This window comes from Lactococcus nasutitermitis (genome assembly GCF_018403765.1).
GTDB classification, from domain to species: domain Bacteria; phylum Bacillota; class Bacilli; order Lactobacillales; family Streptococcaceae; genus Lactococcus; species Lactococcus nasutitermitis.
The window spans coordinates 236,295-253,572 of sequence record NZ_BOVQ01000002.1; the positions used below are offsets into that span (position 1 = coordinate 236,295).

General features: G+C 36.3%; 13 protein-coding genes and 1 tRNA gene. 2 read left to right on the plus strand and 12 right to left on the minus strand.

All coding sequences use genetic code 11. The features are described 5' to 3' along the window. Positions 1–17 precede the first annotated feature (17 nt). Entirely contained in the window at positions 18–1,688 is a 1,671-nt protein-coding gene (locus KJS36_RS01610; RefSeq protein ID WP_213533652.1) for a putative polysaccharide biosynthesis protein, read from the minus strand. Between the two features lie 112 nt (positions 1,689–1,800). On the opposite strand from KJS36_RS01610, the gene KJS36_RS01615 reads away from it, so the two are divergent. Then, the gene (locus KJS36_RS01615; RefSeq protein WP_213533655.1) at positions 1,801–3,246 is read left to right on the plus strand and encodes a UDP-N-acetylmuramoyl-L-alanyl-D-glutamate--L-lysine ligase; all 1,446 of its coding nucleotides are present in this window, start codon (positions 1,801–1,803) and stop codon (positions 3,244–3,246) included. 247 nt (positions 3,247–3,493) lie between these two features. On the opposite strand, the gene KJS36_RS01620 is transcribed toward KJS36_RS01615, so the two are convergent. From KJS36_RS01620 to KJS36_RS01665, 10 genes are all read right to left on the minus strand, one after another. Continuing rightward, positions 3,494–4,435 (minus strand): ATP-binding cassette domain-containing protein, encoded by a 942-nt coding sequence (locus tag KJS36_RS01620; protein WP_213533657.1) that lies wholly within the window; start codon positions 4,433–4,435, stop codon positions 3,494–3,496. Between the two features lie 2 nt (positions 4,436–4,437). Continuing rightward, entirely contained in the window at positions 4,438–5,505 is a 1,068-nt protein-coding gene (locus tag KJS36_RS01625) for an ABC transporter ATP-binding protein (RefSeq protein ID WP_213533660.1), read from the minus strand. 36 nt (positions 5,506–5,541) lie between these two features. Next, positions 5,542–6,483: an oligopeptide ABC transporter permease OppC gene (gene oppC, locus KJS36_RS01630; RefSeq protein ID WP_213533662.1), complete on the minus strand. Its 942-nt coding sequence runs from the start codon at positions 6,481–6,483 to the stop codon at positions 5,542–5,544. Further along, positions 6,480–7,970 (minus strand): ABC transporter permease, encoded by a 1,491-nt coding sequence (locus KJS36_RS01635; RefSeq protein WP_213533666.1) that lies wholly within the window; start codon positions 7,968–7,970, stop codon positions 6,480–6,482. The genes oppC and KJS36_RS01635 overlap by 4 nt, the downstream gene beginning before the upstream one ends. A gap of 119 nt (positions 7,971–8,089) precedes the next feature. Continuing rightward, entirely contained in the window at positions 8,090–10,093 is a 2,004-nt protein-coding gene (locus KJS36_RS01640; RefSeq protein ID WP_213533669.1) for a peptide ABC transporter substrate-binding protein, read from the minus strand. Positions 10,094–10,463: 370 nt separating this feature from the next. Further along, positions 10,464–10,537: transfer RNA gene (locus tag KJS36_RS01645), tRNA-Arg, on the minus strand. A 73-nt stretch (positions 10,538–10,610) separates the two neighbouring features. Then, on the minus strand, positions 10,611–12,020 hold the full coding sequence (locus KJS36_RS01650; protein WP_213533671.1) for an LCP family protein: 1,410 nt from the start codon (positions 12,018–12,020) through the stop codon (positions 10,611–10,613). Positions 12,021–12,147: 127 nt separating this feature from the next. Next, positions 12,148–12,666 (minus strand): GNAT family N-acetyltransferase, encoded by a 519-nt coding sequence (locus KJS36_RS01655; protein WP_213533673.1) that lies wholly within the window; start codon positions 12,664–12,666, stop codon positions 12,148–12,150. A 20-nt stretch (positions 12,667–12,686) separates the two neighbouring features. Beyond that, positions 12,687–13,133: a tRNA (adenosine(37)-N6)-threonylcarbamoyltransferase complex ATPase subunit type 1 TsaE gene (gene tsaE / locus KJS36_RS01660; protein WP_213533675.1), complete on the minus strand. Its 447-nt coding sequence runs from the start codon at positions 13,131–13,133 to the stop codon at positions 12,687–12,689. A 10-nt stretch (positions 13,134–13,143) separates the two neighbouring features. Further along, positions 13,144–13,791, minus strand: coding sequence for a hypothetical protein (locus tag KJS36_RS01665; protein WP_213533677.1), 648 nt, complete (start codon positions 13,789–13,791; stop codon positions 13,144–13,146). A gap of 146 nt (positions 13,792–13,937) precedes the next feature. On the opposite strand from KJS36_RS01665, the gene KJS36_RS01670 reads away from it, so the two are divergent. Beyond that, positions 13,938–14,705 (plus strand): alpha/beta hydrolase, encoded by a 768-nt coding sequence (locus KJS36_RS01670; protein ID WP_213533679.1) that lies wholly within the window; start codon positions 13,938–13,940, stop codon positions 14,703–14,705. An 18-nt stretch (positions 14,706–14,723) separates the two neighbouring features. Here the strand turns inward: KJS36_RS01670 and KJS36_RS01675 are convergent, their stop codons facing one another. Further along, positions 14,724–17,105, minus strand: coding sequence for an InlB B-repeat-containing protein (locus tag KJS36_RS01675; RefSeq protein ID WP_213533681.1), 2,382 nt, complete (start codon positions 17,103–17,105; stop codon positions 14,724–14,726). Positions 17,106–17,278 lie beyond the last annotated feature (173 nt).

Sequence of the window (17,278 nt, forward strand, 5' to 3'; positions counted from 1 at the left end):
TTTCGGACTTTTAAATTTTAAATATGCAACCGTCGGCGCAGACTCTGTCCACGCTCGCCCAATAATTTTTCCAATAAACCAAGTTGTGCCGCAAGCCAGAGATAAACGAAAAATCCGCCACCACCAGCTACAAACACTGTTATCAAAGCTTTCAAATGCCCCGCAGCGAGTGGTGTCAAAATCAATGAAACCACAGCATATAAAATCAAAGTTGCCACAACCATCAGTGCTGTCAAGATAGAAATTCCTGTAATTCCGCGTATCGTACTCTTCAAACGGAAACCAGTCACTTCATGAATTTTCCGCAAAAGTAGCCAAACACCCAGCCCAAATGCTAATGTTGTCGCCACCAGCGGGCCATATTCACGAAAAAGCAAAATCGCTGGAATTTGCAAAATGATTTTCACCAGAAGTGTCCAGAGAAAATACTTCATCGCCACGCGCGAATAATGCAAAGCCTGCAAAATCGGCGCCAACATCATATAAAGCGCCAGCAAGAAACTCTGAACGACCGCCCAGATGAACAAACTCAGCTGCAAAGCGTTCGGTGTCGTGTAAAACAGTGTATAAATCGGCTTAGACAGCACAATCATTCCCAAAATCGCTGGAAACATGAAAGCCGCAAAAAGCTGTAAATCATAGGAAATCAAATGTGCTGTTTCACGCCAGTTTTTCTTGACAAAATTACCCGAAATCAGCGGAAGCGCAACATCTCCCAGCACAATCGCCACACCAATCAAAATCATCGTGATTTTGTCCGTATTTGCCGAGAAATAGGAGAATAGAACCTGCAGTTGCGTGTCACTATAAGTCGTCACCCAGTGCATCACATTTGAAAAAGTAATCTGGTCCAAAATCTTGAAAATCTGAATCGCCGAGCCAATAATAACAAAAGGAATTGCCTGCCAAATCGTCTGTTTCAATAAATTCCAAGCACGAATTTTATTTTTACTTGGACCAGGATTGATGATTTTCATCAACATATTATTTTTAATGAGATACCAGAGCAAAATCGCACAAGAAGCCAACATTCCAACGAACGCAGCCGTTGTTGATTGAGTCACCGCAATCGTCCAATTTCCACCAGAAAGTCCAATTTTCATAATCATGAAAGTGAAAACGAGCATCCAAATCACGCGCACAATCTGCTCATAAATCTGGCTCATCGCAATCGGTTTGATATCATTTTGCCCTTGAAAATAACCACGAATGACCGACATTCCAGGGAAAATCAAAATCGCCAAAGAAAGTGAGCGCATAACAGGAATTAAATCTTTCCCACCACCTGACAAATTTGCAAGCGCAGGAGATGCAAAATACATCAATAGCGCCGACACAATTCCCAAACCAAGCATGAAAAGAAACATCTGCCGCACCAAACGATTGCTAAGATTTTCATCATCCATCGCATTGTAATGAGCCACTTCCCGCGCAATCGCCACAGGAATTCCCGCCGTCGAAATCAAAAGAAAGAGCGCATAAATATTATAACCCATTGAAAAAAGAGCATTTGCCTGATTATCATACTGCCCCATCCAAGCATACCAAGGGATAATATAGACCGCCCCAAGAAGACGCGAAATGATATTTGCCGCCGTGTACCAAGCTGTTCCTGAGAGCATCTTACTTTGTTGCGCATCTTTTTTCGCTTTTATTTGTGAATTTTCATTACTTGTCGCATTTTCCATTCCTCTATTTTACCCTAAGTTTGAAATTTTAACAACTTGCATCGTATCATTTTTTCCTTAAATTTTATTACCTCAGATAATCAGAAGATTGATTTTTTGCTATAATAAGAACATGATAACTTTGAAAGAAATTATAAAACTATTAAAAGATGATAATAATTTTCACGAAATAATTGTTGACGGCGACTATTTTTGGGATTTTGACAAGTCTGTCAAATTTTCTGCGCTCAGTTATGACAGCCGTAAAACTGACAAAGAAACACTTTTTTTTGCCAAAGGTCTCAATTTCAAAAAAGAATTTTTGACAGGTCTGTCAGCACCATTTTACCTCTCCGAATTAGATTATGAAGTCGAAATTCCAGCCATCATTGTTTCTGATGTGAAAAAAGCGATGTCGCTGATTGCGCAAGCTTTCTATGATTATCCACAAAATAAACTGAAAACGCTTGCTCTGACTGGTACAAAAGGCAAAACAACGTCAGCCTATTTCGCCAAAGCCATTCTTGATGCGATGAATGGTGGCAAAACAGCACTCCTTTCCACAGCACAAACCAGTCTCGACGGCAAAACATTTTTCAAGTCAGAACTGACAACACCCGAAAGTCTTGACCTTCTGCGCATGATGCACGAAGCGGTTGAAAATGGTATGACACATCTTGTCATGGAAGTTTCTTCACAAGCCTACAAGACCGAGCGTGTTTATGGTTTGACCTTTGACGTTGGCGTCTTCCTCAACCTTTCACCTGATCACATTGGACCAATTGAACATCCAACAATCGAAGATTATTTCTATTGTAAACGTCAGCTGATTCATCACTCACGCTACTTTGTTGCCAATTCTGAAATGCTACATTTTAACACTATTCAGCAAGAAATCGGCGATTTACCTCATGCTTTTTATGGCAAATTTTCTGACAATCAAATCATTAAATCCGACAAATTACATTTTGAGCTGGAAGGTGCAATCACTGGTGAATTTGACATTCGGCTGATTGGTCGCTTTAACCAAGAAAATGCTCTCGCTGCAGCTCTTGCAACAAAAGCACTTGGTGCATCCGTTGATAACATTCGCACAGGACTCGCAAAAGCTATCGTTCCAGGTCGTATGGAACTCCTGACCGCAAAAAATGGTGCACATATCTACGTCGACTATGCTCACAATGGCATTTCCCTCGAAAATCTCGTCGAAGTCGTCGAAGCTCATCACACAGGAAAACTCGTACTCATTTTAGGTGCAACAGGTAATAAAGGAGAAAGTCGTCGTAAAGACTTTGGCAATGTCATCGAAAATCATCCTCGCCTTGACACCATCCTGACAACAGACGATTCCAACCGCGAAGACCCGCAGAAAATCGCCAACGAAATCGCCAGCTACATCACGCGTAAAGTTGATTTTGAAATGAACCGCGAATATGCAATTAAAACAGCAATTTCCAACGTCAGCACAGCCGATGATGCCGTAATTATCGCCGGCAAAGGTACAGACAAATTCCAACTCAAAGACGGCAAACGCGAACCTTACATTGGCGACACCGAAGCCGCCGAAAAATACTTATAAATCACTTAACTTTTCATTCATAAAAAAGCCTGAATAACTATTCAGGCTTTTTTACATACAATCTAGCTTCTGTGAGCATTACTCTAATTATACAATTTATATTTTTAACTCCTTTCTATACATATTCCAAAAGCAACCGTTTCCTGACTTTGAAACAAAAAATGTTTTCAATAATCCAAGCTCTTTCGTCTAAAAAAGCACCTTTAGAACAAGAATCTAATTATTACATAATCAAAAAAGCAGAACATTAAAATTCCGCTTTTTTCAAATTTTCCTGATAAATTTTCAACTCATTTTCATTTGCCCAAACAAAATGACCAGGCAAAATCTCCACAAAACTCGGCTTATCCTCAGAATAATCATGTTGTCTTGGGTCATAAACAATCAATTCTTTCTCCTTTTCCAACTTCGGATCAGGAATAGGAACAGCAGACAATAACGATTGTGTATAGGGATGAATAGGATGTTCAAACAGTTCTTCTGTCGTAGCCATTTCCACAATTTTCCCCTTGTAGATAACCGCAATACGGTCAGAAATAAAACGAACAACCGACAAATCATGAGCTACAAACAAATAAGTGACATCTTTTTCCGCCTGAAACTTCTTCAATAAATTCAAAACTTGCGCACGGATAGAAACATCAAGTGCCGAAATTGGTTCATCCGCAATAACTAAATGTGGCTCCATAACCAAAGCACGTGCAATCCCAATTCTCTGTCGTTGTCCCCCCGAAAACTCATGCGGATAACGTGACAAGTGTTCAGGAAGCAACCCAACTTCCTTAATAATCTCCTCAACCTTTTTCTTACGACTTTCTTCATTATCAAAAAGTTTAAAGTTATACAAACCTTCAGAAATAATATAATCAACCGTTGCCCTATCATTAAGTGAAGCTGCTGGGTCCTGAAATACCATTTGGATTTCTCTTGTTATCTTATTTCTCAGCTTTTTATTTATTTTTCCAGATATCTTTTCACCTTCAAAGATAATCTCACCAGCAGAAGCAGGATTTATCCCAATGATTGCTCGCCCAATCGTTGTTTTCCCAGAACCAGACTCACCAACAAGTGAAAAAGTTTCACCTTTGTAAATCTCAAAATTTGCATCCTGAACCGCAACAAATTTTTTCTTTCCCGCTCCAAAAGTAATCTCTAAATCTTTGACAGACAATAAAACTTCTTTTTCCATTATCATTTCCCCCTCTTATTGTCTTTTTTAGATACGAGCAACATTTTTTCATGTAAATTTTGGATAATCTCTGGTTTTTCAATCTTTGGTGCTCGTTCATCCAAAAGCCATGTTTTCGCCCAATGCGTTTCACTGACTTGAACTTTTGGTGGCGCAAGCTCAAAATCAATTTTCATAGAATAAGGATTTCGTGGTGCAAACGCATCTCCCTTAATCTCCTTAAATAAAGATGGCGGAGTCCCAGGAATAGAGAATAATTCTTCTCCCCTTTGTCCTAATTGTGGCAATGACGACAGTAAACTCCATGTATAAGGATGTTTCGGGTCAAAAAATATATCATCAACCGTTCCATATTCAACAATTTCACCAGCATACATCACAGCTACCTTATCAGCAATATTAGCAACAACTCCCAAATCATGAGTAATAAAAATAGTTGTAAAGTGATATTCTTCCTGCAACGAACGAATCAAATCCAAAATCTGTGCTTGAATTGTAACATCAAGTGCCGTTGTAGGCTCATCACAAATCAAAATTTTAGGCTTACAAGCAAGTGCAATCGCAATAACAATACGTTGTCTCATCCCACCAGAATACTCAAAAGGATAGTCATTAAACCTTTTCTCTGAATCTGGAATGCCAACTTTATTCATCAAATCAATCGCAATCTGTTTTGCCGCACGTCCCTTTACTTTTTGATGCTTCTCAATAACTTCCACGATTTGTTTACCAATCGTCAAAATAGGATTAAGTGAAGTCATCGGGTCTTGAAAAATTGTCGCAATCTCTCCACCACGAATTTTACTCCACTCATCATTTGACTTAATCTGTACCAAATCCTTACCATTATACAAAATAGAGCCTGTTGGTATTTCCCCATTTGCTTCTAACATTCCAGTAAATGTCTTCGTAAATACCGATTTTCCAGAGCCAGATTCACCTACAATCGCCAAAACTTCTCCATCATACAAATCAATAGAGATATCTCTTATTGCCGTCAACAAACGATTTCTCACTCTAAACTGCACAGAAATATTTTTTACTTCAATAATTTTATTTTCATCTGTCATAATATATATCCTTTCACCCATTATTGTTTTTTAAACTCACAAATGAGTTTTCGGATCAGAAGCATCAGCCAAAGCTTGCCCAACCAGATAAAGTGTCATCGTAACCAAAGCCAAAACAATAACTGGAATCCAGAAAAGATAAGCATCATTCGTCATATTATTAGAATATTGAGCAATCATTCGTCCAAGTGATGGTGTATCAGCAGACAAACCAATTCCCAAGAAACTTAAAAACACCTCATAACCAATGAAACCAGGCAAAGAAGTCGAAGCCATCGTCATGATAACAGACACCATAAATGGCAATGTATTTTTAGTCACGATATGCCAAGTTTTTGTCCCCAAAGTTCTTGAAGCAAGATTATATTCCCTATCTCTGATAATCATAACCTGCACACGAATAAAATACGCTACACCAAGCCATGAAGTCGCAGACATAGCAAACAACAAGTTCCAGAAACCATTACCAAAAGAGAAAGAGAGTACCATGACTATCAAAAGTGCAGGGACATTACTCACTACATTGTAAAGCTCCAACATAAAGCGGTCAATCCGTGGTGAATTTCCCCAAATAGCACCCACAATCACACCAAGAACAGTTGTGATAACTGTCGCTAAGAAACCAATCAAAATTGACGTTCTTGCACCTGCCCACACAGCATCAAACAGACTTTGACCATTAGCATCTGTACCAAACCAATATTTCAAACTAGGTGGATTATATCTCGCAGCAAAGTTATTGATATTCCCCGTATTCATAAAGTTATATCCAGAAAATAAAGGCTGAATAAAACTAAGCAATACAATAATCGCCATCAATGCCAACATAAAAACAGTTAATTTTGAACTAAAGAACTTACGAAAAACTGAACGCCAATAAGAATAAATAGGTGCATCTATCTTTTCCGATGCCAGCTCATCTACTCGTGTAAATTCAAACATATCATCTGTCACTTTGTTTATTTTCTCTTGTGTCATTTATTCGCTCCTTTCATCGAAAGGTTAATCCGTGGGTCAATAATCGTCATCAAAATATCTCCAAGAATGATAGAAATAACTGCCGTAGCTGTAAATATAAACGTTAATCCAACAACCATCGCATTATTATGTGCCAAAATCGCAGCAGGCAACATTTTTCCCATACCAGGAACATTGAAGATTGTTTCAGTCATTGTTGCGCCTCCAATAGTTGCAATAATCGAACCCGGAATCCCCTGTACAATTGGAATTAAAGCATTTTTCATAATATGCCCTCGTGAAATTTCTTTCTCTGTTAATCCCTTAGCACGTGCAAACTTAACATAATCACTCAATGATTGGTCAATCATAAAGCGTCTCGTCCATTGTATCTGTCCACCAATTGAAAGAGCCGCTAAGATAAATGTTGGCAGTATATAAGACAAGATATTATGTGCCCCTAAATCTGGAAAAAGAGTAGGAAGTCCAAGATTTCCACCAATAAACTGCAAAAAGTAAATAAAGGCAAGCCCAGGTAAAGCAATAGAAAGTATAACTACACCATTACCAATACCATCAATCCAAGTTCCTTTTCTTCGTGCAAATAAGATTGACAAAGGTATCCCTACCGCATAAACAGCCAAAAGTGCAATCAAACCAATCATAAAGGAAGTCGCAATCATTGATGGATCCTGATAATTATTTTGAGTCAATGTATATGGGTCATCTCCAAATTTTGCTTTTGTCGGTTCATCTGTAGCACTTGGACTTTGATATTGCGCAGAACGCAAATTAGCAGCTGACAGCATTTCACCTTTTGGAAATTGTGTCATTGATAGCTTCGCTTGTCCCTGACCTTGCTCAATAACCTGTAATACTCCTTGCCCCGCATAGGTTGGATAAGATTGTCCAAGATAGAAATGAACAATATTCTGATGAATAAAAGGAAAACTTCCGTCAAAATAAATCTGATATTTATATTTTGTTCCACTCCCAACAAGTGCCAAGCCACCTTTGGTAGTAATCGAATAACCCCGATGCAAATGAGGATTGGTCTTATCTTGAACGTGCCATATATTATCTACCTGTATCATTTCTCCATAAAAATGAGCCACTCGTTCATAAAGAGGGATTTCACGTGTCGCATAAAAAGCTTTACTTTGTGGCATTTGATGAATTTCCCATCCATTTCCTGCGTGTTTAGCCCATTTTTGGAATATTTCTTTATTAGTCTGATTTGTCTTATTCGTGACCGAAGAATCAATCTTTTCCGCTTTATTTACCAAATCTCGTGTATTCAAATAATCAATATATCCCATTTTATCAAATACATTATTCTGATAATCTGTCCGTTGGTCAGGTACTGAAGCAATTTTATTATAGTTTGGGTCATTATTAAATACAGTATGTCTAGGAATAAGTGTATAAACCAACGCATAAGTCAAGGTTGTTACCAAAAAGATAGAGATAATTCCCCGAAGTATTCGCCCAAGTGTATATTTTAGCATCTATTATTTCTACTTTCTTTGCTATTTTTAAGTTTTTAACGCTCCATTATCAAAAAACATTCCAATACCACCAAGAGGGAAAGAGGAGGTATTGGAAGTGTTAACGTTAGTAATAGTACTTAATTTTTTACTTCATCAAGCACTTTTGATTTGGCAGTTACTTTCTCAAATTTAGCTTTAGCTTTATTATATTGAGCTGCCGTTACTGGTTTATCTTGGAGTTTTACATACTTAAAGCGTGTCGCTGTCAATCCATTTGATACACCACACAAACCATAAGAACCTGTAAATGGTACAACTTTTGTAAGTTGTGGAAGTCCGCCTGCAGTACTCAATGGGATTTCAATGAAACTATTATCTAAGAAAGCTTCAGCTTTTGCATATGCTTCATAACGCTCATCCAGTTGTTTTGTACTGGTAATTTTAGCTGCTTTATCAAGAAGCGTATCGTATTGGTCAAGTCCAGTTGCTTTAATAGCTGCTGCTTCAGATGGACTAGCTTTCTGAACATCCGTACCCGTCAATCCAAGAGTTTGTAACTGGTCTCCATGGCGAGTATCGTAGATATTTAAGAAAGTTGCAGGGTCAATATAGTCTGGTCCCCAACCTGATGCAGTTGAAATATCATAATCTGATTGTGCACCAGAAGTTGCCAAATATGTTGCTGCATAAAAAGTATTTTCAGGCTCAAGATTAAGGTCAACGATGACATTATTTGTTCCCAAAGTTTGTTCAACAGACTGTTTCAGTGATTTTGCTTCATTGATTAAGAGAGTACTTGTTTGGTCTTGAGGAAGGTCAAGATGGATTGGAAATTGTACGCCCTCTTTTTGAAGTGCTGTTTTCGCCTTAGCAAACTCAGCTTTAGCAAGTGTTGCATTGAATGTCGAATTATTTCCATCATTAATATTTGTATCTTTCCATACAGATGAATCTAAACCATCCAAATCTTTTTTAACAGTATCGCCATAAGGTTTATTATTGATATTTACCAAGTTGACCGGTGTAAATGAATTACGAATTTGATTAATCGCACCTTGTTTTCCACCAACTTGTGAAAGATAATCTATACGATTGATAGAATAACTAATTGCTGCACGAAAATCACGATTGAGAACAGCTTTTTTAGTTGAATCTTTTTCAGCCGAATTTGTTTTCTTTGTTAATTTATAAGCTTGTCTATCCAAGTTAAAGGTCATATTATATGTTGTTGGTGTTGTAAGACCATAACTAATATCCTGTTTATAATTTTTTACAACTTGTTTATAAGATGGGTCATTAGGATAAACTGTTGCTTTTGAATAAACACCCTTGTTAAATTGATTATACAGCGAGCTTGGTTGAGAGCCATCATAATAGTTCAATTTCACATCAGTCAAATGTACATCTTTCTTATCCCAATAAGAAGGATTATTCTTCAATTCAATAACTGATTTAGAAGTAAAGTTTGAAAGAACAAATGGACCATCATAAAGAATATTATCAGCTGATGAAACATTACCAAACTGCGCTCCCTTGCTCTTCAAGAAATCAGAATTCAATGGGAATAAGATTGAGTATGTTGTAAGTGTATTCCAATAAGGAGCCGGTTGTGTCAGATGGTACGTCACAGTTCCTGCTTTATCATCTGCTACAACTCCAACCTTAGAAAAATCTTTCGTTTTACCGGTAGTATAGTCATTCAATCCTGTAATCAAGTTTTGTACAAGATAGAGCATCGTTGACTTTGTATCTACTGCATGTTTTAATCCAGTAACAAAATCAGATGCCTTTACAGGTGCATAAACAGAACCATCAGCATTAGACCAATTTACCCCTTTACGAAGATGATAAGTATAAGTCGTTCCATCTGGACTTACAGACCATGATTTCGCAAGTGCTCCAACATAATTACCACTTGGGTCATTTTCCATCAAACCGTCTTCAAAGTTTGAAAAAATATCTGAGTTTACCTGCAAGTTAGTTGCCAAATAATCAAATGTTGTAGGATCTGTACTATACACGTAACTATATTTTGTCGGTGTTTTTGCTGATGACGTAGATGAACTACTACCACAAGCCGCTAATAGTGCAACAGAAATCAGTCCAACTGCTGATAATCCAATAAGTTGTGTTTTTTTCATTTGTTTCCCTCCAATAGAAAAAATTCGTTAATAAATCCATCACCTTAAAGTTATCTGAAAATTTATATGATTATATTAAAATATAAAAAAAAAAAAAAAAGCAAGAACTTTGTGGCTTTTTTATATTATTTTTTAATTTCTTATATTTCATATTGAACAAGAATTTTATAGAGTACTTTTTCTTTTCCTTATTTATTTGCTCTCTTTAGCTTAATGTTTTTGTAATCTTTAGAACTCAAAACTCTAGTAATAAAAATATCTAAAGAATATTTAATGAAATAAACAATAACTGATTTGGCACAAATTTAGCACTAATCATAAAAAAAGTCAAAAAAGCCTCACTGCGAAAGTGAGGCGAGGTTTGGCACCATGATTCAGGGGGGATTCGAACCCTCGACCGTTCGCTTAGAAGGCGAATGCTCTATCCAGCTGAGCTACTGAACCAAAAATAAAATTTCTGTTGCCTTTAATTAAAACCAACAGAAATTAGTTTACCATATTTTTCTTACTTTATCAATCATTGACCTGTATATGTTCCATCTTGAGTCGTTGTATCCGTACCAGTCCCATAACTACTATAAGAATTTGTATCAGTACTATTTGAATTATCATAAGTACTTGAACTTCCATAATCGCTACTTGTCCCATCTCCAGTACCAGTATCTGTTGTCGTCTGCGTACTTGAAGCACTCGTTGACGAATTTGTGTCTGCATCAGAAGCACCTACTGAGCCCCCATTTGCCGACACATAAGTACCAGAATTAGCTGAATTAACCTTAACAAAATTACCCGATGTATCTATACCATAAGTTATTACCTTACCATTTGCCGTCACCGTTGCAGAAGGAAGATAGTAAGTTGATGTTGTATCAGCTCCAAAATAACTTTCATAAGTAATAATATTATTATTTATTGAAGTAATTGTAGGCTGCCCTAAAGATTTCAACATTGCATTTTGCACCGCAAGATAGATATTCGTTGGCATAAATTGATAAGAAACTCCATTTACCATTGAACCAATTCCTTGGTATTGAACAGAAACCACTTTTTTGAAGCAGTCTTTATATCCCAATAAAGAAGTTAATGTGGAAGTTGTAATTGGAATATTTGTCCGAAAATCTTTTGAAGCTTCATTCAAGAATTTTTGATATTGTGTGATATTATCAAGAGCAAGAATTTTTTTCATCAGCGCTGATAATACTTCACGTTGATGTGCCGCACGCCCATAATCTCCATTTGGTAAATGATCTCTATCCCGCGCAAAAACAAGCGCTTGTTCCCCATTGATATGTTGCTCTCCTGGTGGAACAGTTGCTGTATATTCAGGCTCTGTATTGTAAATATACAGTGTTTTCCCCGAATCATTATTAACATCAATTCCTCCGACTGCATCAACCAGATTGATTAAGCCATCAAAATTCATCGTCACAAAATTATCAATATTGATACCAGATTGCTCACTTATCGTTTTCATCGAATAAGCAACTGCTGTTTCCAATCCCTTTGATTTTCCACCAGCATTATAGCCCATCGGATAAGCAGCGTTCATCTTTTGAGGTTCTCCCGGATAAGCAACATTGCCATCAGCATTCAGAATGTTCGTCATCGTATCACGTTCCATAGAAACCATCGTAGTGGTATCTGTTTCAGGATTTAACGTCATCACAATCTGAGAATCTGAATTACCATTCCAAGAAGTCGCCGTTCCGCGTCCTTCACCTCCAGTATCTACTCCCATTAACAAAATAGTCAAAGGTTTCGTCGCTTTAATTGTCTTAGCAGTATTTCCTTTTCCAACATCTGTATAAGTTGTTTTAAGTGTTTTTACCGTGCTGCTTGATACCGTAAAAAGATAGGTAGCAGCAGCCCCTACTGTTAGCAAAATAATTCCTGCCATCATAAGAAGCGTTTTTATCCAAAGTTTCATACTAAAATTATATCAAAATTTTGATATTAAACAATACTAAAGTACAATTTTAGTTTTATTTTTTAGAAAATTTACGAAAAAAAGGGCACAAAAGTCATTAAAACTTGACTCTTTAGTCCCTTTCAAATTATTCAAAAAATCTTACATATTCACAAACATCAATTAAGTTTCCATGTTCATCACGTGCCCCATTTTTTCGGACAGATTCACATTCAAACTCAAACTTTTCATAAAGATGGCGTGCCTTTTCATTACGTTTTTGTACAGTAAGTTCTAAACGCTTAATGACACCAAGTTCCACAACCCAATCAATCATATCCCCAAATAGTATAGAAGCTATACCGTAACCTTGAAAAGCATTCGCCACAGCAATAAAAATATCCCCAATATGTCGAATACGATAATGAAAATCAGCCGTTACGGCAAGAACTCCCGCAATTTCTCCATTTACTAAAGCTAAAAAATAAGCATTATTATCTTTTTCAGAGATTTGTATCAAATACTCCGACATTTCTTCTTCTCCCATTAAAATGCCTGCATCATCCATTGTTAAAAAATGACTTTCCGCCCCTACTTTATCAAGAAATTTGATAAGTGGCAGACTATCACTACTCTTAGCTTCCCTCACAATTACTTCTGTTGACATAAATTTCTCCCTTTTACTTACTACATTTTTGAAATTAAATCTTGATATCGTTTGCCATGAGGAATAAGACTGATTTCTCGATTAGCATCCGTAGCAAAACTTTCAGCATATTTATCAAAAACAATCTCCAAATATTCCTCGGGTAAATCACGTCCAAGTAATTCTCCCCACTCAATCACAGACACGCCTTCACCAAAAAGATAATCATCCATATCAAATGAATCCGGATCATCTCCAATTCGATAAACATCCATATGATACAAGGGTAAACGTCCTTCATATTCCCGAACAATCGTGTAAGTTGGACTTTTAATCATCTGATGAATATCTAATCCCAAAGCTAAACCTTTCACAAAAGTTGTTTTCCCAGCTCCCAGTTCTCCTGTTAGCACAATAATATCTTGCGCTTGTAGGTTCTCCCCCAATTTTTCAGCGAACTTGAGCATCTCTGATTCATTAAATTTCATTTTTCTTCCTTCATTTATGACTTCTTCTACGACTAAATTGTTGTATTGTACTTTGTTCTTGTGTCATTGTATGTCGTTGCGATTGATATCCTTTGACATTCTTATTATTTTGAGTATTTTCTTTTGTTGTTAAGTTTGAAGCTTCTACTCCATCATCAGTAGGCATTTTACGCTTTTTGATTTGCTTATGAAAATGACGAAATACAGCAATAACTCCTCCTGTAATTGTCACAAGAGCCGATAAACTTGATAAGACAATTAGCCATATATTACTGTTACTATTTGCCCTATTGTTATTAACTGTTTCTTTGATAATCGTTGTTGATGACGATGTTTTTCCATGTTCATTGGAATTTTCTGTATTTGTTTGAGGTTGATTCGTCGTAGCTGGAGCTACTGGAGCATTATCTTGTGCTGTGGTACTTGTCACTGTTTGATTTTGACTATCGTTATTTACTGTCGCTGGTGTACTACTAGATGTTGTATTTTCTGAGCTTTGTGAGCTTTGACTTTGCTCTGTACTTTGATTACTCTGACTACTGCTACTCGAAACTTGTGTAGCTGATGAACTTTGAATTGTTCCCGTTTCTGCCAATACTGTCCCAGAATTTATTCCAAGTAGTATCAAAACGATAAAACCATTGATATATTTTTTCATGATAAAATTTTAACTTACTTTCCTTAAATCACTCTATCAAGTATAGAAGACTTTCTAAACTTCTATTATAGCCATTCTTATTATAATTTTCAAGATATTTTTTTAGATGCAATACTTTTCTATTATTTTTTTGATAAAATAAGACTATGAATATCAAACACCTCTCCCTTAATCAAAATGCTTCTGTCACTTTCTATCAACGTGAAAATCCCCGTAAAGATAGACAAAGTATGCCCGCAATCATTATTTGTCCTGGTGGTGGCTACAAACATATTTCAGTTCGTGAATCAGAACCTTTAGCACTTGCTTTTCTAGCACAAGTTTTTCAAGTCTTCGTGTTGAGTTATAGTGTGATGGATAAAGGAATAGTTGACAATATACTTCCACAAGCTTATCAAGAACTAGAAAATACTTTTGAGCTTATTTATAGTAATCATAGGGAATGGGAAATAGACTGCAAAAATATCTTTCTTCTTGGTTGTTCTGCTGGAGGTCATTTAGCTGCTTGGTATAGCAATCAAAACGACACTTATAAGCCCAAAGGAACTCTTTTATGCTATCCCGTAACTTCTTTAGAACTCGGATGGCCAAAAGATATTTCCCATTTACATTTAAAGAATAATCACTTAGCAACTTATGATACTTGTCAAATGGTGTCAAACAAAACTCCCGAAACTTTCATCTGGCACACAGGCGATGATAAAACAGTCCCTATCATTAACAGCTTAAAATACTGTGAACAGCTAAGCAACTACAATATCCCTTTTGAAGCTCATTTTTTTGAAAGTGGTCCACATGGTTTATCACTTGCTAATTCCAGTTCTGCGCCAAGCAATGAATTTATAAATCACGATGTTGCTCGCTGGTTTTCTTGGGCAGTTGATTGGTTAGATAGAAAAATAAAAGTTCAATAAATATTGAACTTTTTTGTATCAATTTACACCATACCAAGCTATTCCTTCATACTTCCAGCCTTGTTTCATATAGGAAGTTTTTTCTGAAAGGCTTGCTGTATAAAAATGGGAGCCTGCTATAACTTTGGCATTATATAATCTATAAATAGGAACACCAGATGAAACAACTTTAAATGATACACCTTCATAGCGCCAACCTATTTTGACCAGACTATTTTTTTCATAACTACTCTCTGTGTAGAAATGTTCCCCACTATTTGGATTATATACGCGATAAACAGATAGTCCTCCTGTTTTTGGAGCATACCAAGCCATTCCTTGATATTTCCATCCCTGCTTTGCATCCATTATTGCTTCGTAATGACTTTCTGTATAAACATGGGCTTTTGAATTTGGATTATAGATTCTATACAATGGTTGTTTAGGTATCTTTGTCCATTTTGCATACACTGTAATATTATTGCTAACTTTTGATGAAAAATTATAAGCACTTGTAAATTTATTTGTTGTGTACCAGCCATTGAAAGTATAACCTGCTCTTGTTGGAGCTGTGGGTTTTACTGCTGCAGTTCCTGCTGCTACTTTTTCTGCGCTTACCTTTGTACCACCATTTGAGTTAAAGGTAACTGTAGAAGCTGCTGTAAGTTGTGTAAGAGCATCTAAATAAAGATTTGCTGTGACATTTGAATCAGTTGATATATTATACCATTGATTATCAAATTCAATCCACGAGTTCTTGCTGGTTAAGATTGGATATTGACCAGAGCCACTTGCATTAAGGTCTTGTACAGGAATATCCACTTCGCTAAATTTTGTCATATTTGTCATCTGTAAAGCAATAGTATAACTGCTATTATTAGGCAAACTTACTGGACCAAATGGAATAGTTTGATAACCTGCATCAGTAAAGGTATAAGAGCCGAGTTTTTTAAAACTTGTCACTTTTGTTGATGTAGTCACTCCGCCTGCTTTGTATAATATATTTACTTTAATACCTGGTTGACCTACAAAAGCTGAAACTGAATTGAGCTGTTCAATTTTGCCTGCTGCTGCATTTTGGCTTGTGTAAGTATTTGCAAAAAGGTTGCTATTTGTTACATCCAGTCCATCATTTCCGAACTCAAGATACTCGCCTGATGCATCAGGTGAAGTATTGGTAGCACTATATATTTTCTGATTGCTTGGTGTATTTATAACACCATCTGCATAAATATCAGAACTCACTACAAAAATATCTGCATAGGAAAGATAAAAATATCCTTTACTTCCCCAATCTGTCCCCCATGAATTTTTAACAATAAATGCACCGTTCATACCAGGATTTTGTTTGAAATTAGAGGCAGAATAGTTATCATCATATCCAACAATTTCTACTTCATGGTCTTGATTGACATAGTTTACTCCATCATACTTTTCAGTTAAATCTGGATAAAAACTACTATTTGTTGACTTTGTATAAGCTGAACTTTTTCCTTTCACTTCTGCTTGAGCTGCAGAATATGGTGTATAAGAAGTATAATCTCCACTAGTTGTCACTTTTGATGATAACGCACTAGAACCAAGTCCTGTATTGTCTAGTGAATATTCTGCTTCTATGCTTATCTGGGCTTCTCCATATTGATAAACGAGTTGTTTAATTTGATTGACTCTATTCATAATATTAGCCGTTGTTGGAAGCTGTTCAACAGTAAGTCCTGCAATTTTATATTCGTTATTTACATGATAATTTGATTTTTTAAGGCTTGAAAAACTACTCTTAACGATTGGAACATCTTGACTCTGAGTCATAAGCTGATTTAGTCCATTCCCTGGTAATACTGGATTGTAGCCTAATATACTCATTGAAGGAACATAATCTTCGGTATTTCCATCGCCTAATGTTCTAGGATTATCTTCATCTTCCATAATAGCAAATGGATTTGTAGCATCTTTAAAAGCATTCACAGCTGAAAGGTAATCATAGTAAGCTGGAAGTAATGTTTGAGTTGTCCCAAGTTCTCTATTTGAACTGTCACCAATGGCAGAAGTTCCTGCATAATCCCAACAATTTTCCAAATCTTGCTGGTCAAGAACTGGTGTGGTTTGATTATAATTTCCTGAGCTCAGATTCAATGGATTCCATAAGCTAGGAAGTGCACTTGAACCTAAAAGTTCTCTATTACTATTAGAAACTGTTGTTGCTCCAGAAGCACCCAAAGAACTGTCCGAATCTTCTGCTTGAAGCTGCGTTGAAATTGCTGCATTGGGATTAAGAGTTTGAAGCAATCCTCCTGTCATGTAATGCTTTTTCCCAATAGATTGATTTTGTTGCTCAATCTGTGCTGTTTCTTTTGCCTTTACATTGATTTGTGCATAAGCAGAGGATGAAAATATAAGTCCTACTGTAAAAAGACTAGTCACTATAAATAAGCTTTTTCCCTTTTTTTGTAACATTGAATGTCTTATCTTTCTTTAGAGTTTATTTAAATTAATTATACTCTTTTATTTTACATTTTACAAAAAATGAAAACGCTATATGTTACAATTATTAACTTTGTTGTTTTTTAGAAGAAAAAAGCCAGATAAATAAATTT